The organism is Rummeliibacillus sp. TYF005 (assembly GCF_003844195.1).
GTDB lineage: Bacteria > Bacillota > Bacilli > Bacillales_A > Planococcaceae > Rummeliibacillus.
In genome coordinates, this window is the sequence record NZ_ML122567.1 from 19,353 (window position 1) to 41,360 (window position 22,008).

22 protein-coding genes and 1 pseudogene are annotated in these 22,008 nt (G+C 34.2%); 21 read left to right on the plus strand and 2 right to left on the minus strand.

Annotation, left to right across the window (positions count from 1 at the left end; genetic code table 11):
- The first annotated feature begins 18 nt into the window (after positions 1-18).
- The 9 genes and pseudogenes from preA (at position 19) to queF (ending at position 7,571) form a co-directional block, all read left to right on the plus strand.
- Complete coding sequence (gene preA, locus CW357_RS12660; protein WP_119416692.1) at positions 19-1,293, plus strand: NAD-dependent dihydropyrimidine dehydrogenase subunit PreA; 1,275 nt, start codon at positions 19-21, stop codon at positions 1,291-1,293.
- Between the two features lie 65 nt (positions 1,294-1,358).
- Positions 1,359-2,843: an NCS1 family transporter gene (locus tag CW357_RS12665; protein ID WP_119416691.1), complete on the plus strand. Its 1,485-nt coding sequence runs from the start codon at positions 1,359-1,361 to the stop codon at positions 2,841-2,843.
- 18 nt (positions 2,844-2,861) lie between these two features.
- Positions 2,862-3,074 carry a hypothetical protein gene (locus CW357_RS12670; protein WP_119416690.1) on the plus strand — a complete coding sequence of 71 codons (213 nt, stop codon included), beginning with the start codon at positions 2,862-2,864 and terminating at the stop codon, positions 3,072-3,074.
- Positions 3,075-3,398: 324 nt separating this feature from the next.
- A complete protein-coding gene (locus tag CW357_RS12675) occupies positions 3,399-3,848 on the plus strand; it encodes a LytTR family DNA-binding domain-containing protein (RefSeq protein WP_119416689.1) in 450 nt (149 codons plus the stop codon).
- Positions 3,849-3,851: 3 nt separating this feature from the next.
- Complete coding sequence (locus tag CW357_RS12680; protein ID WP_119416688.1) at positions 3,852-4,271, plus strand: DUF3021 domain-containing protein; 420 nt, start codon at positions 3,852-3,854, stop codon at positions 4,269-4,271.
- Position 4,272: 1 nt separating this feature from the next.
- A pseudogene (locus CW357_RS18615) lies at positions 4,273-5,233 on the plus strand (ATP-binding cassette domain-containing protein).
- Entirely contained in the window at positions 5,187-6,059 is an 873-nt protein-coding gene (locus CW357_RS12690) for an ABC transporter permease (RefSeq protein WP_119416686.1), read from the plus strand. Before CW357_RS18615 ends, CW357_RS12690 begins: the two are co-directional and overlap by 47 nt.
- Positions 6,060-6,123: 64 nt before the next feature.
- Positions 6,124-6,798 carry an MOSC domain-containing protein gene (locus CW357_RS12695; RefSeq protein ID WP_124218259.1) on the plus strand — a complete coding sequence of 225 codons (675 nt, stop codon included), beginning with the start codon at positions 6,124-6,126 and terminating at the stop codon, positions 6,796-6,798.
- Positions 6,799-7,070: 272 nt separating this feature from the next.
- A complete protein-coding gene (gene queF / locus CW357_RS12700) occupies positions 7,071-7,571 on the plus strand; it encodes a preQ(1) synthase (RefSeq protein WP_119416684.1) in 501 nt (166 codons plus the stop codon).
- A 43-nt stretch (positions 7,572-7,614) separates the two neighbouring features.
- Here the strand turns inward: queF and CW357_RS12705 are convergent, their stop codons facing one another.
- A complete protein-coding gene (locus tag CW357_RS12705) occupies positions 7,615-8,331 on the minus strand; it encodes an alpha/beta fold hydrolase (protein ID WP_124218240.1) in 717 nt (238 codons plus the stop codon).
- Positions 8,332-8,546: 215 nt separating this feature from the next.
- Here CW357_RS12705 and CW357_RS12710 point away from each other — a divergent pair, with 215 nt between their 5' ends.
- The 11 genes from CW357_RS12710 (at position 8,547) to CW357_RS12760 (ending at position 19,157) form a co-directional block, all read left to right on the plus strand.
- Positions 8,547-9,266, plus strand: a complete 720-nt coding sequence (locus tag CW357_RS12710) for a Fe-S oxidoreductase (protein WP_119416709.1) — start codon at positions 8,547-8,549, stop codon at positions 9,264-9,266.
- An 82-nt stretch (positions 9,267-9,348) separates the two neighbouring features.
- Complete coding sequence (locus CW357_RS12715; protein WP_164489603.1) at positions 9,349-9,888, plus strand: C39 family peptidase; 540 nt, start codon at positions 9,349-9,351, stop codon at positions 9,886-9,888.
- A gap of 208 nt (positions 9,889-10,096) precedes the next feature.
- On the plus strand, positions 10,097-10,723 hold the full coding sequence (locus tag CW357_RS12720) for a TetR/AcrR family transcriptional regulator (protein WP_119415694.1): 627 nt from the start codon (positions 10,097-10,099) through the stop codon (positions 10,721-10,723).
- Positions 10,724-10,738: 15 nt separating this feature from the next.
- Complete coding sequence (locus CW357_RS12725) at positions 10,739-11,554, plus strand: substrate-binding periplasmic protein (RefSeq protein ID WP_119415693.1); 816 nt, start codon at positions 10,739-10,741, stop codon at positions 11,552-11,554.
- An 18-nt stretch (positions 11,555-11,572) separates the two neighbouring features.
- The gene (locus CW357_RS12730; RefSeq protein ID WP_119415692.1) at positions 11,573-12,214 is read left to right on the plus strand and encodes an amino acid ABC transporter permease; all 642 of its coding nucleotides are present in this window, start codon (positions 11,573-11,575) and stop codon (positions 12,212-12,214) included.
- A 12-nt stretch (positions 12,215-12,226) separates the two neighbouring features.
- Entirely contained in the window at positions 12,227-12,973 is a 747-nt protein-coding gene (locus CW357_RS12735) for an amino acid ABC transporter ATP-binding protein (protein ID WP_119415691.1), read from the plus strand.
- 12 nt (positions 12,974-12,985) lie between these two features.
- Positions 12,986-13,408, plus strand: coding sequence for an OsmC family protein (locus tag CW357_RS12740; RefSeq protein WP_124218242.1), 423 nt, complete (start codon positions 12,986-12,988; stop codon positions 13,406-13,408).
- Between the two features lie 265 nt (positions 13,409-13,673).
- Positions 13,674-15,143 (plus strand): alanine/glycine:cation symporter family protein, encoded by a 1,470-nt coding sequence (locus CW357_RS12745; protein WP_124218243.1) that lies wholly within the window; start codon positions 13,674-13,676, stop codon positions 15,141-15,143.
- Between the two features lie 179 nt (positions 15,144-15,322).
- Entirely contained in the window at positions 15,323-16,144 is an 822-nt protein-coding gene (locus tag CW357_RS12750; RefSeq protein ID WP_124218244.1) for a MerR family transcriptional regulator, read from the plus strand.
- A 296-nt stretch (positions 16,145-16,440) separates the two neighbouring features.
- On the plus strand, positions 16,441-17,970 hold the full coding sequence (locus CW357_RS12755; protein WP_124218245.1) for an AbgT family transporter: 1,530 nt from the start codon (positions 16,441-16,443) through the stop codon (positions 17,968-17,970).
- Between the two features lie 11 nt (positions 17,971-17,981).
- Positions 17,982-19,157: an amidohydrolase gene (locus tag CW357_RS12760; protein ID WP_124218246.1), complete on the plus strand. Its 1,176-nt coding sequence runs from the start codon at positions 17,982-17,984 to the stop codon at positions 19,155-19,157.
- A 61-nt stretch (positions 19,158-19,218) separates the two neighbouring features.
- Here the strand turns inward: CW357_RS12760 and CW357_RS12765 are convergent, their stop codons facing one another.
- Entirely contained in the window at positions 19,219-20,091 is an 873-nt protein-coding gene (locus CW357_RS12765; protein ID WP_124218247.1) for a LysR family transcriptional regulator, read from the minus strand.
- Between the two features lie 237 nt (positions 20,092-20,328).
- On the opposite strand from CW357_RS12765, the gene tcuA reads away from it, so the two are divergent.
- On the plus strand, positions 20,329-21,849 hold the full coding sequence (gene tcuA, locus CW357_RS12770; protein WP_124218248.1) for an FAD-dependent tricarballylate dehydrogenase TcuA: 1,521 nt from the start codon (positions 20,329-20,331) through the stop codon (positions 21,847-21,849).
- Positions 21,850-22,008: the final 159 nt, after the last annotated feature.

Below are 22,008 nucleotides of genomic sequence, written 5' to 3' on the forward strand. Positions count from 1 at the left end.
CCTTGAGGGGGGACTATTATGGCAGATTTACGAATTAACTTAGCGGGTATTGAATCACCAAACCCATTTTGGCTTGCATCTGCACCACCGACAAACTCTGGTTATCAGGTACAACGTGCATTTGAGGCAGGGTGGGGAGGTGCTGTTTGGAAGACATTAGGTGATCCTATTTTAAACGTATCATCACGTTTTGCAGCGGTAAGTTTTAATGGTCAACAAGTAGCTGGTTTTAACAATATAGAACTAATCACTGACCGACCATTAGAAGTCAATTTAAAAGAAATCTATGAAACTAAAAAGAAATTTCCAAATCACGCTATTATTGCATCACTAATGGTGGAACCAAAGCAGGAAAAGTGGCATGAAATTGTAAAACGCGTAGAAGATGTAGGTGTAGATGGTTTCGAACTAAATTTCGGCTGTCCACATGGAATGGCTGAACGTGGGATGGGATCTGCATCAGGTCAAGTACCTGCTCTTGTTGAAAAACAAACAGCATGGGCAAAAGAGGTTGCAACAAAACCGGTAATTGTTAAATTGACTCCGAATATTACAGACATCACGGTTACAGCAGAGGCTGCAGTACAAGGTTGTGCAGATGCTATCAGTATGATTAATACGATTAATAGTTTAGCAGGTGTCGATTTAAACACATGGAATACAATCCCACATGTAGCTGGTAAAGGCGCCCATGGCGGTTATTGCGGTCCAGCTGTAAAACCAATTGCACTAAACATGGTTGGTGAGTGCGCAAGAAATAAACATATAAACGTTCCGATTTCTGGAATAGGTGGAATCTCATCATGGCAAGATGCAGCTGAATTTTTACTTATGGGCGCTACAGGTGTTCAAGTATGTACAGCAGCCATGCATCATGGATTTAGTATTGTAGAAGACATGATTGATGGTCTAAACAATTATTTAGATGAAAAGGGTCTTAAATCCGTTATGGATTTAGTTGGTCGTACAGTACCTAAATACTCTGATTGGGGCAACCTAGATCTCAATTATAAAATTGTTGCGGATATCAACAATGAGGTATGTATTAATTGTAACAAGTGTCATATAGCATGTGAAGACACTTCGCACCAATGTATTGAGCGTTATACTGATCATGATACAGGTAAACCGATGCTAAAAGTACGTGAAGAAGATTGCGTAGGATGTAATTTATGTTCGATTGTCTGTCCTGTTGATGGAGCAATAACTATGAAAGAATTACCACAAACATTACCTTCCATGACATGGAATGAGCGTCAAGCTTTGCATCATGCATTTGCCAAAAACAAATAGATTAAACATGCAAGAGTACCAATTTCTAAGCCAATGGACTATTTGAGTATGGAGGTTATCTAAAAATGAGCAAGAATAATGATTATTTAAAGTCTCCAGATTTGTTGCCTATTACTCATGAAGAGCGAAAGATTAGTGCATTTGGATTTTCGGTTATATGGATTGGGATGGCGATTGTACTTGCCGCTTTCGCAATAGGTGCAGCAGGCATTGTTCATTTATCGATGCCGATGCTGATTGTAGCAACGTTAGTTGGCTCGGTTCTCATTGGAATTTTCATGGTGGTCATCGGTGATATCGGTATTGAACATGGTCTCTCTTTTCCGGTTTACATGCGTGCACCATTTGGGACGATAGGGACACATCTTCCATCATTAGCTCGTGGTTTTACAGCGTCATGTTGGTTTGGTATCAATACTTACTTCGGATCACTTGCTATAAATGGAATTCTAAATATTCTATTTGGCTTTGATAATTGGTTCATTTGTTTTCTTTTATTTGCAACTGTACAACTTTTTAATACATCACTTGGTATTAAATCGATTGAACGTTTCGCTGATTTAGCGGCGCCAATTATTATTTTAATATCACTTTGGATGTACATTACTCTAGCTGATAAAGCAGAAGTTTCAGGCAAAAGTGTTTGGTCTTGGGTTGAATCACCAACTACAGGTATGGCAGCATTTACAGCGTTTATGATTGTAGTTATGGCAAATATGGGATTCTGGGCCACTTTAGCTGCAGATATGCCCACATTATCACGCTTTTTTAAGGCGCCTGTCAATGAACGTAATTGGTTTAAACGTAATCATACACAACTTGTTGGGTCGCTCATCATTATGCCAATTGTCAATACTTTTATGATTGTGATCGGTGCCGTTTGTTATATGGCTGTTGGCTCTGCAGATCCGATTAATGCATTACAACAATCAGCAAGTGGTTTTATATTAGCTATATTATTATTAATGATTGTATTAGCACAGTGGTCAACAAACACTTCAGCTAATGTAATTCCTGCAGCAACAATCTTCTCCAATATTGGGGGACCTCGTATACCATTTTGGGTTGGTGTAGTGATAGCTGGGGTTATAGGAACTTTATCGCAACCATGGAGTTTATTTGAAATGTTGAACTCAATTCTTCTTATAATTGGTGGCATCTTAACATCAATCGTTGGTATATTATTTGCTGATTATTATCTTCTTCGTAAACGCCGTATTCATGTACAAGAACTATACGAGGCAAATGGTCAATTTAGATATTTAGGTGGTTTTAATCTGGCCGGATTCATATCTTGGATTCTTGGCGGAATTATTGCAAATATATTTCCAACATATTCATCGCTGATTGGATTTATAGTAGGAGCAGTTTTATATTACGTACTTGCGAAATATTGGTGGTTTAAGAGGTACCCACAACAAGAAATAGTAGATCCTGATGATTCCAAATATCTTGGTATCACGGTTGGAAATAGCTGGTCGATTAATTTGAATGATGAAGCAGCGTCTGTTTCTGATGCATCACAAAAACCTACGATAGACAGAGCTTAATAAAAAGGGGGAAGAAAGATGTCAGAATTTGTGCAAGTGGCAGCTGAAATTGCACAATTAGATGAGCTTTTAGACAAAGAATACAAAATAGAATCAATTATAGAAAACCTAGATGGAAGCCAGGTTATATTAAAATATGATAATCATCAAACTGAATTGAACATTACAACCGCTGATGCACGTAAATATCTGTCAGTTAAATTAAAAGAACAAATGGAACATAATCTTTAATAGTAATAAATATTTATGTGATAAGCATTGCTTATTGCATTTTTTGTGTCTTCTGTTTTTAATAATGCCAGGTATATCAATTTTTAGTGAATGTTCGGGAAGAAAGTGTTGAGTTCTCGTATCTAGAAATCATAATAAAAAAGTAGGCTGATTGGGTTTCCCAATCAGTTTTTTTATCTTTATATTCACTTATTAAATTATTTACAGTTATTCCACTTATTCATTTAAATTGACCACTTAATATGAGCTTTTTACTACTTGCTTAAATAAACTAAAATCTACAAATTTTGTATGCTATATTAAAACAAGAAAGGGGAATGACGAATGAAGATTCAGCTCAATTTTGATGAGCAATATCAAGAGGTTGAGGTTCATATCCATGCAAACAAATTGGATGATGAAGTACAAAAAATAATCAATCAACTTAAAACACCTTCACAAAATATGATAGATGGTTATATAAATCAAGAAATTTGTATGCTAAAGGCTTCTGAAATCTACACCATTTATGTTGAAAAAGGTAAGGTGTTTCTACAAACAGACGAAGAGGAATATCAATCAAAGAAAAAACTATATGAAATTGAAGAAATATTCCAAAAACAATTTTCAAGAGTTAATAAATCTACATTAGTCAATATAGACCATATCCGATCTTTTCAAATGGATTTAGTAGGTACAACTTTGTTGATATTAGATAACGGTACTTCAGTACATGTTAGCCGAAAATATTTCAAAGAATTAAAGAAAAAGTTAGGGATTGGGAAGGAGGTATAAAACGTGAGTAAATATTTTGAATCTGCATTAGTAGGGCTTGTTTTTAGTCTTAGTATTTCATATTTCATGGTTACAATCGGTTTAGTGAATCAAGATACATCTATCTCTGGACAACAACTTTTACTTCAATTTATTGTTGCTGCTATTTTTGGAGTAGTGGTCGGAATTTCAACACTAATATTCTATATTGAAAGATTCTCTTATTTTAGTAGAATAGCCATGCATTTTATTTTCGTTATTATATCTAGTGGAGTTGCAGGATACTACGGCAAATGGTTTGAGTTCGGCAATATTAGTTCGATGTTAAATACATTTATATTCGTTGTTTTGATATATATTATAATTTGGTTCTTTTTTTATACAAAAGCTAAACGAGAAATACGTGAAATAAATGAATTACTAGAAAAAAGACAGGAGATGTAAAATGGAAAATGTTATAGAAGTTCGGAACTTAAAGAAGAACTATCAAAATGTTGAAGCAATCAAAGGAATCACTTTTAATGTAAAACAAGGTTCTCTATTTGCGTTTTTAGGTACAAATGGAGCGGGAAAATCCACGACTATAGATATTCTCTGCACTTTAACGGAAAAAACATCAGGTGATGTGAAGATTGCTGGTTATACAATTGGTACAAATGAAAATGACGCTATTCGAAAAGAAATTGGGGTTGTCTTTCAAGATAATCTTCTAGATGAACGGTTAAGTGTCTATGAAAATATATGGCATAGAGAGAGGTATTGCCTACGGATTAAAAAAAGAAGAGTTAAGGGGGAATTTTAAGTTTATTGAATCACATTTACACTTGGATGACATATTAAAGAAAAAATACGGTAAGCTTTCTGGTGGTCAAAGACGAAGAGCAGATATAGCACGTGCATTAATCCATCGTCCATCTATTCTATTTTTGGATGAACCAACAACTGGTCTTGACCCTCAAACTAGACAATTTGTTTGGCAAGCTATCAAAACTCTTCAACAAGAAACGAATATGACTGTATTTTTGACAACTCATTATATGGAAGAAGCAGCAGTTGCAGATGAAATTGTAATTATCAAAAAAGGGGAAATTGTAGCTCAAGGAACGCCTAATTATTTAAAAGAAAACTATGCATATGATCAGCTACTTGTTGTATTTAAAGGAAATGTTGAAGGTGGAAACTATTTATCTTCTTATAAATATAAGTTTCAAAAAGATACTTATACAATACCATTAAAGAAAACGAGAGATGCCATTCCGATATTAGAAAAATTAGAACCAGTCGTTCAATCATTTGAAGTGATAAAAGGATCTATGGATGATGTTTTCATTAGGATTAATGAGGAAGGGGATATATTAAATGACAACAATCATGAGTTTAGTAAGCAGACATTCAAAAGTATTTAGAAGAGAACGAACTACTGTATTTTTCTCATTATTATCCGTAATGATTGTCATATTGTTATATGCTTTGTTTTTGCGAGAAACACAGATTGACTCAATTGCTCAAATGATAGAGAGAACGAATGCTTTAGAAGCAATGGTAAATGAATGGATGGTAGCAGGTTTACTATCAATTTTGGCTATCACAACAACCTTGGCGGCTTTTGGAATTTATGTTCAAGATTTAGAAACGAAGAGAGCAGAAGACTTTTTAACAATGCCCATTTCTAGAGGGCAATTACTTATAAGCTATGTTATTAACTCGTTCATTATTGGTAGTGTATTTACAATAATTGCTTTTGTTGGTTGTGAAATCTTTCTTGTTTCTACTGGTGCAGAATGGCTAGATTTGAATACCTCCGTCAAAATTATAGGTGTATTACTATTTGCAGTCATTTTAGCAAGTACCTTTAATTTACTATGTGCTCTATTAGTAAAATCATTAACGGCATTTTCAACATTAAGTACAATTATCGGAACTGTCATTGGTTTTTTATGTGGAGTTTACGTACCTATGGGAGCCCTTCCTGAATATGTACAAAAGTTTATGATCTATTTTCCCTTAAGTCATCCAACAGTTATGTTGAGAGAATTATTTATGCACGACTCTTTAAATACAGTTTTTAATGGAGTACCTCAAGCTAAAGAGGAGTATATGTCTTTATACGGTGTAATTTATGAATGGAATAATCATGTTATATCACAACCTGCTCATTTGTCATTCATAGTAATAGCAGCAATCCTTTTTTGTTCATTATCTATTTTAATTTTCAAAGTGAGAAATCGTTAAAATTAAAGATAGTGAATATTTAAACTAGTGGTAAAATAATAATATGAATATAAAGAAGGTAGGTATGGCATCATTGGATACTAGAGCGGATATAGAACTTGTGAATTTCTCAATAGGTTTACCTAAGAATATGCATTTCAGTAAAGATCAGATCGTAAATACGGGCATTTGTAAGCAGTCAGTTGAAGAAGCATATCTAACGAAAGATGGATTTCGTGGGGATGGTGTAGCAGATTTAAAACATCATGGGGGCTATGATAGAGCTGTCTGTATTTACCCTTTTGAACATTATGCTAAATGGGAAAAGGAATTCGGAAAACCTTTGGACGCAGCGGCTTTTGGGGAAAATCTAACCGTTACGAATATGTTGGAGGAAAATGTTTGTATCGGGGATATTTTTCAAGTTGGAGAAGCGGTCATTCAAGTTACACAAGGGAGAGTTCCATGTAGCACGATTTCGAAAAGAATGGATAATCCCCTAATCTTAAAGAGACTAGTAGATACTGGATACGTTGGCTATTTGTGCAGAGTATTAGAAGAAGGTATTGTACGAAGTGATTCAAAGGTTTCGTTAGTAAACAAACATCCAAATGAAGTCTCTGTTCTCTATTGTATGGATACTTATTTTCATCGAACTAAAGACATTGATGCTATGACAAGGATTATAAATGTGCCAGAGTTAGCAGACGAATGGAAAGAAAAATTGAAGGTTCGTATAGAAAAGTTTTCGAATAAGTAAAATAGTTATAAATTGTATGATAAAAGATTATTCGAATTCTTGACTTACACTTTCATAATAAGTATGATAAATATAAATTTTATAAGAGGTTCATAGCGCAAACCCTCTCTAAAAAACTATGGAACATGCGAATATTGCCATGTCCACTTTTGCGGATATGGCTTTTTTATTTGTATTGAACTTATGGCTTAATGTACAAAAGAGCCAAAGTATCCTACCTAATAGTTGCAGGTGTATAAGTTGTGATTTCCTCTATTATAGGAGGCAAAAAGATGTCAGGAAGAACAAATGAACAAGGGTTAAAGGATTTAAGTTTACTAGGTAACCAAAATACAAAATATTTATATGAATATGCACCAGAAGTACTTGAAGCAGTGGATAATTTACATACTCAAAATGACTTCTTTGTGAAATTTAATTGTCCAGAGTTTACAAGCTTATGTCCAATGACAGGTCAACCAGATTTTGCGACGATTTATATTTCGTTTATACCGGACAAAAAATTAGTTGAAAGTAAGTCTTTAAAATTATATCTATTTAGCTTCAGAAATCACGGGGATTTTCATGAGGATTGTGTCAATATCATCATGAAAGATCTCATTAAGCTTTTAGATCCACGCTATATAGAGGTTTGGGGTAAATTTACACCGAGAGGCGGTCTTTCTATTGATCCGTGGTGTAATTATGGACGCCCAGGCACAAAATATGAAAAAATGGCAGAACATCGTTTGTTGAATCATGATTTATATCCTGAAAAAGTGGATAATCGATAATAGCGTATAAAAAGCATTGCAGCGTTGCAATGCTTTTTTTATACTAATCTTTTTGGATGTTTTGTAAAAATAATTCTAATATCTTTGTATAAATTTCTGGTTGCTCAGCGTGGACTTGATGTCCTGCAAAAGGAATAATTGAAACATGGACATTCTTACTATTTTTAGGATAGTGAATGGTACCTTTTGTTTCAGCATGATTACCTTCACCTACGACAAATAATATAGGTGCGCTAATTCCATTCAAATCTTTTGTTACTTCAAATGGATACCAATTTTCGTCTTTTGAAAGATTCAATAATTGTTTCCAATCTGATTTATGTAATTGATTGAAGAAGTGTACAGTTTCTTTATCTTGTAATAATTGTGATTGGAATTTCACATCTTCTTTGTGCAATTCTAACCAATTGTCTGGTTTTTCATAGGAAACACCCGATAATGATAAACTTAAAAGTCGTTTTGGAAATTTCTTTGCAAAAAATAAACCTACTAATCCACCAAGTGAACAACCTACAATATATGCTTTTTCTATGTTTAAATAATCTAGCGTTTCTGCTAAATCACTAGCGGAATCCTCGAAAAAATTTGAGAAATCTTCTGCTTTAGAATTACCATGTCCTCTTAAATCAGGAAGAATAACCTTGAAGTTTTTTTGAAAGTATTCTCTTTGATACTCAAAATCAGTCAAACCTGTTTGTAAACCTGTATGAAGAAATACAATAGGTTCGCCATTCCCAAAAATTTCAGTATGTAAAATCAAACTAATCCCTCTTTTCCAATATTATCTATTAATAATAGCAATTAAAAAGAATATTTAATAGTCCGAAAATTACATATTTAAAAGATTGAGTAGTACGTTAAAAAATGTCGTTAAATTATTCTGTATTGTTGTCAAATTAAAAATTCAATTTTGAAGCTAAAAAGAGAAATTTGTACTATGATAGAGAAGAATATAATGAAATAATAGGTGATATTATGCCAGCACTAACAACGGATCAAGTATTAATGCTTGATTCATACAATGTTTATACAACCGTTCCAAAACGTACACTTTTTACATTGGAGCGAGTTCACAAAGAATTCTTTCAAGAAACAGAATTTGCAGATTTGATGTTAGGAATAACAAGTGCAAAATCGAAAACAGCTGCCATATCTCATTTTTCAAAACGATATGGTCAGTTTATTGCCATGCAATTTTATATGTTAACAGCATACGATTTAATCTGGGATGGCGATGAACGTGATTTACAATTTGATGCTACGAAAGAGAATGGCCTATATACAATTTGTATGTTTGCTAATCCTAATGATTGGAGATATGTAGATGATTCGGAACGCCAAAATGTAATTGCTACAATTTTGTATAAACAGTGTTATCAAATCGTACAAGATTTACGCAATACGGTATCAATTTCACCACGAGTCATTTGGGATAATTTTTTTGTACATATAGTGAATGTGTATGCAAAATTGCTCGACGATCCTCGCATTGCAGATCAAGCAATGGATGATTTAGAAGTGCTAGAATCTGCAGAAGTTTGGAAACGATTTAGTGATAAGTCTCTTTTCTATGAATATACGAAGGGAAAAGCACCAGCATCTCTTGTAAATCAGCCGATTCGAAAATCATGCTGTTTATCAAAAGATATTCCGGGATTAGGTGCATGTGGATATTGTCCGCTATTATGTGAGTAAAACAAAAAGGAAGCAAATGTGCTTCCTTTTATCATATTCTCTTTGTTTTTTATGAGTATTATTAATGAAGGAGTCGATAGAATTGAACTATTGCCTTAATATGCCTCGTTACGGTCAGCATTTTGAAGATGGGGAATGGCCACAAAATGTCTTAGTGGATGAAAAAGACGCTGATTATTGGGGAGAAAGCATTTGTGGATTAGCTTGTCTTCGAATGATTATGGGACATTTTCAAATACCAGTAGCATCATCCTATGAATTATTAGTAGAAGGAATTCGTTTAAATGCTTATTGCGAAAAAGGCTGGATACATCAAGGATTAGCCAATATTGCTACAAAATACGGTTTGAAAGCTGTTCCTTTGGCTATAAAAGATGGGGAAGCCTTAGAAGAGTTACTATCAAAAAAAGGACCAGTGATTGTATCGGTTACTGGTCAATTACCTGAAGACGGCCGAAAAGGCGGACATCTCATAGTAGCATGTGGCAGATATCAAGAAAACGGAATACAGATGATTGCATTTCGTGATCCTTCTCGGTGGGGTAAAACAAATAGTAATGTGTCCGAAAAAAGATTTCTGTCTAGTTTTACCGGACGAGGAATTGTATTTGAAAAGTATTAATTATTTTATAGTTGGATTTATAAAGAAGAAATGGACATTTTGTTCCATTTCTTTTTTTAATTTGTGTAGCTGCGGTATTTTAATTAAATGAATAATTGGTAGAATTAAAAACTCCACATGTTATTCAAAAAAATAAGTCAAAACTATTGACTAATTTGTAGTAATTCTATAGGATTTAATTGACTAATGAGTCAGTCGAGGTGAAGAAATGACACAAGCAGATATTCGTAGACATGAAAGAGAACAGCAATTGATCAAAATTGCACTTGAGTTATTTGCAACTGTTGGGTATGAAAATACTAAAATTTCGGATATTGTAGCTAAAGCGAATGTTTCTCAAGGTACTTTTTATTGGTATTTTAAAAGTAAAGAAGCTATTGCTGAAAAGGTAATTGAAGATGGTAGAAAAAGAATTTTAAAAGCTATTGCTATTGGTTATAGAAATTCAAAAGCTTCCGTTCAAGAATCAGCCGTTTCAACAAGTTATTTATTTGAGCAAATATTTCAATTTGCTGAGGAAAACCCCTATTTAATACACATATTGTTAAAAGGAGTTCATACCCAGCCGTTACTACAACAAAAGGTCGATGAGATTAAATCCGAAATGGAAATAGCTTTTGCAAATAATATTGAACGAGCAAAACAATTGGATATGCTAAATCACTCAGTAGATTCTAAATTGCAAGCTGTTTTTATCATGAGTTTATTAGAAGGTGTGTTATCTCGGTGGTTATTTAGCGAACGAAGTGAAAATCACCCATTCACTGATTATTCATTAAAAGAAATAATCGAAAAAACCGTACATTTTGAATTTTTTGGTATTTTCGGTGTCTAAGCAGGAGGAAAAAAAGTGAAGAAAATAAAATGGCTTTTTGCAGTTGTTGCTACATCAGTTCTTGTACTAAGTGCTTGTGGTAGTACTGGGACAAAAAAAGAAACAAGCAATGATGAGCTTTCAAAGATTCAAAAGAATGGTGAAATGACTATTGGGATTATGGGAACATATGCACCATACAATTATATGGGGAAAAACAAAGAATACACAGGTTTTGATGTTGATATTGCAAAAGAACTAGCAAAACGCCTTGATGTTAAAGTAAAATTTGTGGCACAAGATTTTTCTGGATTAATCCCAGGTTTACAAAAAGGTAAATTTGATGCATTAGTAAGCCAAGTAACTATTACAGACGAAAGAAAAAAAGCAATTGATTTCTCAGATCCTTATATTACAAACGAAGTAAAAGCAATCGTGAAAGAAAGTAATGGTGATATAAAATCTGTAAATGATTTTAAAGGTAAAACAATTGGTGTTGGTCTTGGTACTAATGATGAAACATATTTACGTAATGATTTAATGCCAAAAGTCGGCAATTTCAAAATTAATACTTATGATGATGTAATTACAACATTAAAAGATTTGGATGCTGGCCGCATTGATGCAACTATTAATAATGTCTTTGCATTAAAACCTATCGTTGAAGAAAATGGCTATAAGATTAAGGCTGTTGGTGAAGCAATTAAAGCTGACAAAGCAGCGGTAGCTGTTAAAAAAGGAAATCCTAAATTCGTAAAAGCGATTAATAGTGCATTAGAAGATATGAAAAAAGATGGTACTTATAAGAAAATCTTTGTTAAATGGTTTGGAGAAGAACCTCCAGCAGAATAAAGAAAGTAGGAAGAAAACATGGATTTAATCATTGAAAATATCCCATTTCTATTGAAAGGGGCATATTACACTTTACTGATAACCGTGGTATCCATGTTCTTTGGCTTAATAATAGGCTTACTTGCTGCGATTGCTCGTATAAAGGGCAATCGCTTTCTGCGTAATATAGCAAGAGTCTATGTTTCGATTATTCGAGGAACACCACCACTGGTGCAAATTGTCATTGTCTATTATGGTTTAGTAGATTATGGGATAGAGCTTGGACCATTAACAGCGGCGTATATAGCTTTAAGTATCAATATTGGTGCATATGTATCAGAAGCATTTCGTGGTGCCATTCAATCTGTACCAAAAGGACAAACAGAAGCTGCACTTGCAACTGGAATGACTGAAAAACAAGCGATGCGCCGAATCATTATTCCTCAAGCGATTCGATATGCAATCCCTCCACTTGGAAATACATTTGTTGGAATGTTAAAAGAAACATCTTTAGTTTCTGTCATTGCAGTAACAGAACTAATGCGTTCTGCTCAATTATTAGTTGCTCAATATTATGTTTACATGCCATTCTATCTTTCAATTGGAATTATGTATTGGGGAATGAGTACATTCTTTACTTTTATATTAAATAAAGTAGAAAAACGCTTATCGGTCTACTAGGAGGTGCAGAAGATGATAGAAATTGAACAATTATACAAAAATTATGATAGTCATGAAGTATTAAAGAATTTAACTTTATCCATTCCTGCACATCAAGTAGTAGCCGTTATCGGTCCAAGTGGATCAGGTAAAAGTACATTCTTAAGATGTATTAATGGGTTGGAGAAAATTACGCAAGGTAAAATATCAGTAAATGGCCATGTAATTGATGCAAAAGCATCGAAAAAGGAATTACAAAAAACTATATATGCCATTAGACAAGAAACGGGTATGGTGTTCCAACAATTTAATTTATACCCACATAAAACTGTTATAGAAAATGTTATGGAAGCGCTAATAGTTGTAAAGAAATTGCCAAAAGCGAAAGCTCACAAGATAGCTTCAGATTTACTAGAAAGAGTTGGATTATCAGATAAAGAAAATAGCTATCCTTCTCAAATTTCAGGAGGACAACAACAACGTGTAGCTATTGCAAGAGCTTTAGCAATGGAACCACAGCTTATGTTATTTGATGAACCTACTTCAGCACTTGATCCTGAACTAGTAGGTGAAGTATTAAAAGTGATGAAAGATCTAGCAGAAGAAGGGATGACAATGATCATTGTCACGCATGAAATGAACTTCGCAAAGAATGTGGCGAATCGTATTTTGTTTATGGCAGATGGTGTAATTGTTGAAGATGCAGAACCAAAAGCATTTTTTGAACACCCACAAACTGCAAGAGCACAACAATTTTTACATCAGGTTAGTGAATTCTAAGGAGGAGAAAATATGCAAATTACAGCAAAATGGCAGGGGGGACGTGCTTTTGAAGCAGTAGGAGCATCTGGATATAAAATGGCTATGGATGCTACCTCAAACTATGGTGGGAATGGGCAGGCTCCAACCCCAACAGAAATGCTTTTAAGTGCATTAGCAGGTTGTATAGGTATTGACGTTACAATGATACTAAAACCTCATTTAGAAAAGATCACAAAATTAGATATTGTAGTAGATGGAACAAGACGTGAAGAAATGCCAACAGCTTTTACAGCTGCACATCTAACATTTAAAGTCGATGGTGATATCGATGCCCATAAAGTATGGAGAGCTATAAAATTAGGTGAAGAAAAATATTGTGCAGTTTCTGCCTCATTAAAAGCAGATATTACGCATTCATTAATATTAAATGGAGAAAATATGCCATTTGAATAAAGAAATTTAAAAAAGAGTAAAGAGATTAATAGTCTCCTTACTCTTTTTTACTTAATAAAGGATTTATACATAAGTAAGAATTCTATAAAATTAATAATAGATTTTAAAAGAAGTATGCATATACGATTGAGTATAAATATAAAATGTATCTATCTAATTTTGATATGATTTTCGCAAAATATATAATTTTTTTGAAAAACTATATTGAATATTAAGAATGCTCAGAATATAATTAATTTTATAGTAAAAAGAAGGGGTGTAGTTTATGGAGGAAATAGTTTCAAAGATTAATGATTGGTTATGGAGTCTAGTGCTAATTTATGGAATTTTAGTAGCTGGGCTAATTTTTACATTTAGAACAAAGTTTATGCAAGTACGATTCTTTAAGGACATGTTTGTTCAATTAGTAAAAGGTGAGAAATCGTCATCTGGTGTATCTTCATTTGAAGCATTATCAATGGCGCTAGCAGGACGTATTGGTGTGGGGAATATCGCAGGTACGGCAACTGCAATTGGCCATGGTGGGCCAGGCTCGATCTTCTGGATGTGGGTTTTAGGGTTTATAGGTGCTGCAACATCTTATGTCGAATCAACGCTAGCTCAAATTTATAAGGATGAGAAAGATGGAGTCTATCGAGGAGGTCCCGCTTACTATCTTTATAAATTTACGCAAAAAAAATGGATAGGAATGATTTTTGCTGTTGTAGGCGTAATAGCTATGGCTGCATTAATGCCTTCTGTTCAAGCAAACTCAATTGCAGGAGCAATGGATAATGCTTTCCATATCCCAGCATGGGTGACGGGTGCATTTTTAGTCGTATTAATAGGTGTTATTATTATTGGAGGACTTAAACGTATTGCGGCAGCTGCATCAATCATTGTCCCATTTATGGCGGCGGCGTATATTATAATGGCTATTATAATCATTATTTTAAATTTTGATAAAATTCCAGAAGTGTTTGGTTTAATCTTCTCAAGTGCATTTGGTCAAAACGAAATGTATGGAGGTATTATAGGTGCAGCAATTGCCTGGGGAGTTAAACGTGGTATTTATGCCAATGAAGCTGGACAAGGTACAGGTCCACATCATGCAGCTGCAGCAGAAGTATCACATCCGGTTAAGCAAGGATTCGTTCAAGCTTTCTCAATTTACTTTGATACTTTCCTAATATGTACAGCAACCGCATTTATCGTATTATTTACGGGTGCTTATAACGTTCAAGATGAAAAAACAGGGAAATTTTTAGAAGAAAATATTCCGAATATTCAACCAGGTGAAGCGTTTACACAATCAGCAATTGAACAAGCATTCCCACTTGCTGGTTTTGGTTCAGGTTTTATCGCTATAGCATTATTGTTCTTTGCTTTTACTACTATTATGGCATATTACTATATAGCTGAAACAAACTTAGCCTTTATGTTAGAAGGAGCTAAACTAAAAATCTCAATTCGTGTCATGCAAGTAGTGTTCTTAGCTTTATTATTCTACGGCTCAGTAAAAACGGCAGCTATAGCTTGGGCGCTTGGTGATGTTGGTCTCGGCTTAATGGTGTATGTAAATGTTATTGGATTGTTGTTCTTAGTAAAACCAACGCTAATTGCATTGAAAGACTATGAGGAGCAGAAAAAACAAGGTTTAGATCCTGTATTTGACCCTCGTAAATTAGGAATTGAAAATGCAGATTATTGGGAAAAGCGTTTAGAAGAGAAGGAAGAAATGAAAGGCGCTGTGTAAGAGAAATTTTATCAAAAATATGGATCTGCTCCTCTTTTGAGAGGGGCAGATTTTTTGATTCTAATAGTATAAATCTCTTTATTAATGTTACACTTTTATTAAAAAGAAAGAAAATATTGTAAAAATATTGTGTGAGAATTTATAATAGGATTAAGAGAAATGTAGAAAGAGGACAATTCATGAAAAACAAACTATCTATTGGTCAGATGGCGCGGTTGAATAATGTTTCTATAAAAACACTTCATTATTATGATGAGATTGGATTGTTTAAACCGATTGAAAAGGATGTAGGAACTGGATATCGGTATTATTCAGTCGAACAATTCAAGCAACTCGATATAATATTGTGTATGAAAATGATTGGTGTACCTTTAAATGATATAAAAAAGCAATTAGAAAATCGTAGTTTAGATGATTTTATATCGGTGTTAGAAAATGTTCGGAATATTACGCGTGAAAAAGTTAATGTATTAAAACGAATTGAAAAAGGATTGTATTCACGAGTAAGGGAGTTTGAAAGTACTATAAATGAAAAAAACATAGGAAGACCCTACTTTCAGCGTATTAGTTCACATAATATTCTACGCGTAAACAAAAAAATGGACTCATTTAAGGAGATAGAAGTAGAGTTACGTCATCTAAAATCGCATTATGAACATATTGTGCCTATTGTTATAGGGAATGTTGGTTATTTAAAAAATATTGAGGATTGTCATGACAAACTTAAAAATTCCTATGAAGGCATTTTTATAATAGTTGAACAACCTTTACATATGGATATTGATTTGTTAACGGAGATAGAAGAAGGGGATTTTGCAATTATAAGGTGGAGTGATGAATCTGGGGACGATCAAAAGCATATAGAAAAGCTTTTACGATATATAAAAGTTCATAATTATCAACCAGAAGGTCCTTTATACATTCGAAAAAATGTAGATGGTATCATTTCCAACCGAACAAAAGAAATACGAGTAAAAATCACACCATTAACTATATGCTAAGGAAAAGTTTATCCTCGACTCTTCCGATTCTAAAATCTCCATCAGCTCTTATACTATAAAAGTAAAAGATTAATAGATTCAATTTAAAACTATAACAACTCTTAACGATGGAGTTTGGTTATAGTTTTTTTATTAGAATAATACTTTTATTTTCGACATAACCTTATAAAATCAATCAAATAATAAAGATATTTTGTTAAATGTTACAAAAAAATCTTATTTTGATGAAATTTAACTATATTAATATTTTTAAATATTCAGTATAATAATAATATTCAGACAAAAGGAGGGACCTTATGCAAGATATTGTTAATGTACGAAAGAAAAAAACGATGATTGAACGATTTTTAGATGGAGTTGAAAAGGCAGGAAACAAATTACCAGATCCAGTCACCCTTTTTGTAATAATGGCATTCATCGTATTAGGGTCGTCTTGGATATTATCAAAGTTTAATGTTTCAGCAGTGAAACCCGGTACAAATGAAAAAATTGCAGTTGTCAATTTACTCAATCAAGAAGGTTTAATAAAGATAATTAATGAAATGCTTACAAATTTTACATCCTTTCCGCCATTAGGAATGGTAATTGTGACGATGTTAGGGATTGGATTAGCCGAACAAACGGGCTTAATCGCTGCATTAATGAAGAAATCAGTTATGAGTGCACCACAAAAATTAATCATACCATTTTTAATCTTAACAGGATTGGTTGGGAATTTAGCAGCAGATGCAGCATTTATTGTTTTACCTCCGATTGCTGCTTTAATATTTATGAGTATTGGGAAAAATCCACTTGTTGGTTTAATCGTTACATATGCAGCTATTGCTGGAGGGTTTAGTGCAAATCTTTTAATAAGTTCACTTGACGTTTTACTTCTTGGGATAACGGAATCTGCTGCTCGACTAGTAGAAACAGGTTATACGGGTAGAGCAACGATGAACTATTATTTTTTAATTGCATCTACATTTGTATTAGTTGCATTGGGTACATTTGTTGCACATAAATTTACAATACCAAGATTTGGTGATTATAAAGGGAATGTTGAAAAACTTGAACCTATTTCTTCTCTAGAAATGAAGGGGCTTAAATGGGCAGGCATTATAACAGCAATTTATGTTCTAATAATTTTAATCGCTGTTGTACCATCAAATGGTATTTTAAGAAATCCAGAAACAGGTGGCTTTTTATCATCACCTTTTATGACAGGAATCGTCCCAATTATGCTATTCCTGTTTTTATTGCCAGCTTTGGCATATGGAATTGTCACCAAAGTGATTAAAAGTGATAAAGATGTAGCAGATAAAATGTTCAAATCAATAGCAGATATGTCTTCCTTTATTGTACTGGCATTTGTAGCTGCGCAGATGATTGCATATTTCGGTTGGAGCAATATAGGTCCAATTATGGCGATAAAAGGTGCAGAAGCATTACAGGCTATGAATTTTACTGGATTGCCAATGATTATTGGTTTCATCATTATCTGTGCAGGTATTAATTTATTAATTGCTAGTGCATCTGCAAAATGGGCTTTATTAGCACCTATTTTTGTTCCAATGTTTATGTATTTAAACTATAGTCCTGCTCTAACACAAGCCGTTTATCGTGTAGGAGATTCTATCACAAATCCAATTACACCAATGTTAGCATATTTTGCAATTTTACTTGCCTTTGCGAAAAGATATGATAAAAACATTGGAATCGGTACACTTATTTCTGCATTACTTCCGTATTCAGTTATTTTTGCTATTGGATGGATTATATTATTTAGTCTTTGGTTTTTACTAGGACTTCCTTTAGGACCTGGGGATTCAATTTATTTAAAGTGAGGCGAGGATGAATGGAAAAGCTATTTAGAATATTAGAAGATTCTTTTGGCGAAATGGTTGAAATACGTAGGTATCTTCATGAAAATCCTGAATTATCTTATCATGAAGTGCATACGCCAAAATACATCGCTGACTATCATCGTGCATTAGGTCATGAAGTTAGAGAAGGTGTTGGGGGGCGTGGAGTTGTTGCAAAGTTACAGGGTGCTAAACCAGGAAAAACAGTTGCCCTTAGAGCTGATTTCGATGCGTTAGCTATTCAGGAGCAAAACGATCTACCCTATAAATCAAAAGTGGATGGCGTTATGCATGCTTGTGGTCATGATGGGCATACTGCAACGCTCCTAGTCTTAGCAAAAGCATTAAACAAATTACAAAGTGAGATAGAAGGTACAATTGTTTTTATACATCAGTTTGCAGAAGAAATTGCGCCAGGTGGGGCAATTGCGATGATCGAAGATGGATGTTTAGAAGGTGTAGATGTCATTTTTGGTACGCATCTTTGGGCTACGGAACCTTTAGGAAGGATTTCGATAAAAGATGGACCAATCATGGCGGCTGCCGATGCTATTGATATAACTGTTAAAGGCAAGGGTGGACATGGTTCAAATCCGAGCGATACTAAAGATTCAATAGTTATTGCGGCACAATTTATAACAAATCTTCAGCAATTGGTTTCAAGACGAGTTAAACCAATAGAACCTGCAGTTGTATCTATTGGGCATATCGAAGCATTAAATCCATTTAATGTAATAGCGGATTCAGTTAAGATGAAGGGAACAGTCCGAACATTTGATGAATATACAAGAACATTACTTGAAGAAGAGATTGAAGAAGTACTAAAGGCATCTTGCTATTTGACAAAAGCTGAGTATGATTATCGTTATTCCAGGGGTTATCCAGCTGTGATGAATCACGAAGCAGAAACTAATTTTTTGGTTGAAATCGCTCCAAAAGTAAACGGAGTAGAAGAACTGAAAATATGCGAACCGTATATGGGTGGAGAAGATTTTGCATACTATTTGCAACATGTTCCAGGTACTTTCTTTTTTACTGGAGCTCAAAATCCAGAGTGGGATGAAACCTATCCTCATCATCATCCGAGATTTAATATTGACGAAAGAGCATTATTAATCGCTGCTAATGTCTTAGGAGCAGCTACTTTAAACTATTTGAAAGAAAAATAGATTATTTAGGAACCACAAGGTCGATTCAAGCCTTGTGGTTTATTTAAGTTCATGCAATGCGTTATAGACTTGTATTTTCTTTATATTCTTTGAGAAAGTCTATGAAGGCTTTCACATGCTTTAATTCCAAAGCTGTTTTATGGTACATAAGCCATGTATTTCTTGTCACATAGGAATGATCTTTTGCTGTTAATGGAATGGTGTACAATGGCTCCTCTTTTTGAATGCAGATTTCCGGAAGAATAGAGTAACCTAAGCCATTTAAAACCATTTGTTTGCAAGTGTCGCTACGATCAGTTTCCATTGTTATTATTGGTGGGACAGTATAGGTTTGATTCCACCACATATCGATGGTGTTTTTTAGTGACATATCTGTTTGATAATTGATCCTAGGTAAAGAGGGAAGATTCATAGCATCGATTTCTGTATTGGAGACAATGCAAATTTTTTCTTCTTTCAGTAGAATTTTATCTCCTGGCCAGTCATAATTGCCCCGAATAATACCCAGGTGAGCTTCTTCTTTTTGAAGCATAAGATTTACCTCTGAGCTCCATCCGGTTTTTAAGTTAACTTCTACATCGGGGAATATGCTAAGAAATTCTTTTAGTAAAGTTGGGAGTTCATAGCGTGCGAACATGCCTGATACAGCTAATCGTAGTGTTCCAGAAATGCCGTCCTTCATATTGACGAGTTGCTCTTTTGTTGTTTGTAATAGGGCAAGCATACTTTTTGCATACTCTGCCAAAAATTCACCTCTTGGAGTAAAATCAACGCCACGGTTTCCTCTAGTTATAATTTTAATATTAAATTCTTTTTCTAATTCTTTAATTCGATAGGTCAGGGCCGGCTGAGAGATATATAATCGTTTAGAAGTTTTAGTGATGTTTTTTTCCTCAAGTAAAGTGGATAAGATATGCCAGTCTTTTTCGTTCATGGTGACCTCCTGCCTAATTGTTATGATATATATGGCTTTAACAATCACAAATAGATATAAAAATCTTTTATGGTTTTCAATAAATATACAGTATTTTTTAAATATTCAATCAGAGTATATGATATAAATATATAATTTTCAATCTAATTGAAAGAAAAAGTTTCATAGATAAACTTTTGGTGGCTTAATGCACTTCAATTTGGTTGTATACATGAAATCTACAGGAGGGATAAGATAATGAAGAATAATCTAAATTTTTCGTTAATTTATGATGTAGTCGTAGTAGGGGCAGGAAATGCCGCTTTATGCGCAGCAATTTCAGCGAAAGAACAGGGAGCCAATGTACTTGTGTTAGAACGCGGTCCAATTGAGAAGCGAGGTGGCAATTCCTTTTTTACAGATGGAGCCATTCGTGTAGCATATGATGATTTAAATGCAATTAGAAAGTTGATTCCGGATTTGACTGATGTGGAAGCTGATGCAATCGTGATGCCTACGTATTCTGAAGAAGATTATTACAATGATTTGATGCGTGTAACAGAAGGGAAAAGTAATCGACTCTTGGCTAAACAACTTGTTTCTAAATCATATGAAACTATTAAATGGATGAAGGAACAGGGAGTACAGTTTGAGTTGAATTATGAAAATCAATCATTTGAGCAAGAAGGAAAGTGTCATTTTTGGGGAGGATTACCTATTAAAACTGTTAACAAGGGAGTAGGTTTAATAAATAGGCTTTTCCTAAGGGCAGAAGAATTAGGCATCGATATTCAGTATAATGCGCGTGCTATAGAGCTGGCTTCTCAAGATGGACATATTACTGGACTGATTATTGAGCAAAATGGTAAGCGACAAACAATAGAAGCTTCTAGCGTAATTCTAGCGTGCGGTAGCTTTGAAGCGAATAAAGAGCTAAGAGCACAATATATAGGGGAAGAGTGGAATGCAGCCATAGTCAGAGGAACAGAATTTAATACAGGAGATGGCATTTCTATGGCGTTGGCGGTTGGAGCACAAAAGTATGGTGAGTGGTCAGGCTGCCATTCTATTGGAACCGATTACAAAGCTCCGCGTGTAGGGGATTTTACGAAACCGGGAGATATATTCAAGAAGCATTCGTATCCGTATAGCATAATGTTGAACCGCGAAGGTAAAAGGTTTGTGGATGAAGGGGCTGATTTCAGAAATTATACCTATGCGAAATATGGGCGTGAAATTCTGAAGCAACCTGACCATATAGCATATCAAATCTACGATTCACAAGTAAGACCAATGCTACGAAAAGAATATGATTTAGAAGAGGCAACTTATTATCAAGCAGATACGCTTGAAGAGCTGGTGAAATTACTTCCGGTAGATCAACAACAATTTATGAAGACAATCCAAAATTACAATGATGCGGTCCAAGAAGGAGAGTATGATCCTACCAAAAAAGATGGAAAAGGAACAAATGGAATTGTACCATCTAAGTCGAATTGGGCGCTGCGTATTGAAAAAGGACCTTTTTACGCTTTCCCAGTAACTTGTGGTATTACTTTCGCTTTTGGAGGATTGCATGTAGATATAGAAGGTCGTGTATTAAATAAAGAAAGTAAACCAATAAAGGGACTATTTGCGGCAGGAGAGATGATTGGAGGGATTTTTTACGGGAATTATCCAGGTGGTTCTGGTCTGATGTCTGGGGCTGTTTTTGGGAAATTAGCGGGTACATCCGCTTCCAAGTATGTTCATGGTAATAAAGGCATAGTAACTAAATAGTAAATTTTTTAGAAAGTATTATGAAGAGAGCATGTATTGCTTGGTAGGGGAAATTCCTTCTTTGAAATACATGCTTCAAATGATATTGCTTGGAATTCCGGTACAAGGTATTAGGATGGAAACTGTTTAATTTATCGTAAATAGAAAGCGTTTTCACCC

Coding starts and splice junctions, on each gene's coding strand:
- CW357_RS12670 (WP_119416690.1), top strand. CDS start 2,862: ATGTCAGAATTTGTGCAAGTGGCAGCTGAAATTGCACAATTAGATGAG.
- CW357_RS12735 (WP_119415691.1), top strand. CDS start 12,227: ATGATAGAAATTGAACAATTATACAAAAATTATGATAGTCATGAAGTA.
- CW357_RS12760 (WP_124218246.1), top strand. CDS start 17,982: ATGGAAAAGCTATTTAGAATATTAGAAGATTCTTTTGGCGAAATGGTT.
- CW357_RS12665 (WP_119416691.1), top strand. CDS start 1,359: ATGAGCAAGAATAATGATTATTTAAAGTCTCCAGATTTGTTGCCTATT.
- CW357_RS12740 (WP_124218242.1), top strand. CDS start 12,986: ATGCAAATTACAGCAAAATGGCAGGGGGGACGTGCTTTTGAAGCAGTA.
- CW357_RS12710 (WP_119416709.1), top strand. CDS start 8,547: ATGCCAGCACTAACAACGGATCAAGTATTAATGCTTGATTCATACAAT.
- CW357_RS12695 (WP_124218259.1), top strand. CDS start 6,124: ATGGCATCATTGGATACTAGAGCGGATATAGAACTTGTGAATTTCTCA.
- preA (WP_119416692.1), top strand. CDS start 19: ATGGCAGATTTACGAATTAACTTAGCGGGTATTGAATCACCAAACCCA.
- CW357_RS12730 (WP_119415692.1), top strand. CDS start 11,573: ATGGATTTAATCATTGAAAATATCCCATTTCTATTGAAAGGGGCATAT.
- CW357_RS12690 (WP_119416686.1), top strand. CDS start 5,187: ATGACAACAATCATGAGTTTAGTAAGCAGACATTCAAAAGTATTTAGA.
- CW357_RS12720 (WP_119415694.1), top strand. CDS start 10,097: ATGACACAAGCAGATATTCGTAGACATGAAAGAGAACAGCAATTGATC.
- CW357_RS12675 (WP_119416689.1), top strand. CDS start 3,399: ATGAAGATTCAGCTCAATTTTGATGAGCAATATCAAGAGGTTGAGGTT.
- queF (WP_119416684.1), top strand. CDS start 7,071: ATGTCAGGAAGAACAAATGAACAAGGGTTAAAGGATTTAAGTTTACTA.
- CW357_RS12755 (WP_124218245.1), top strand. CDS start 16,441: ATGCAAGATATTGTTAATGTACGAAAGAAAAAAACGATGATTGAACGA.
- CW357_RS12750 (WP_124218244.1), top strand. CDS start 15,323: ATGAAAAACAAACTATCTATTGGTCAGATGGCGCGGTTGAATAATGTT.
- CW357_RS12765 (WP_124218247.1), bottom strand. CDS start 20,091: ATGAACGAAAAAGACTGGCATATCTTATCCACTTTACTTGAGGAAAAA.
- tcuA (WP_124218248.1), top strand. CDS start 20,329: ATGAAGAATAATCTAAATTTTTCGTTAATTTATGATGTAGTCGTAGTA.
- CW357_RS12745 (WP_124218243.1), top strand. CDS start 13,674: ATGGAGGAAATAGTTTCAAAGATTAATGATTGGTTATGGAGTCTAGTG.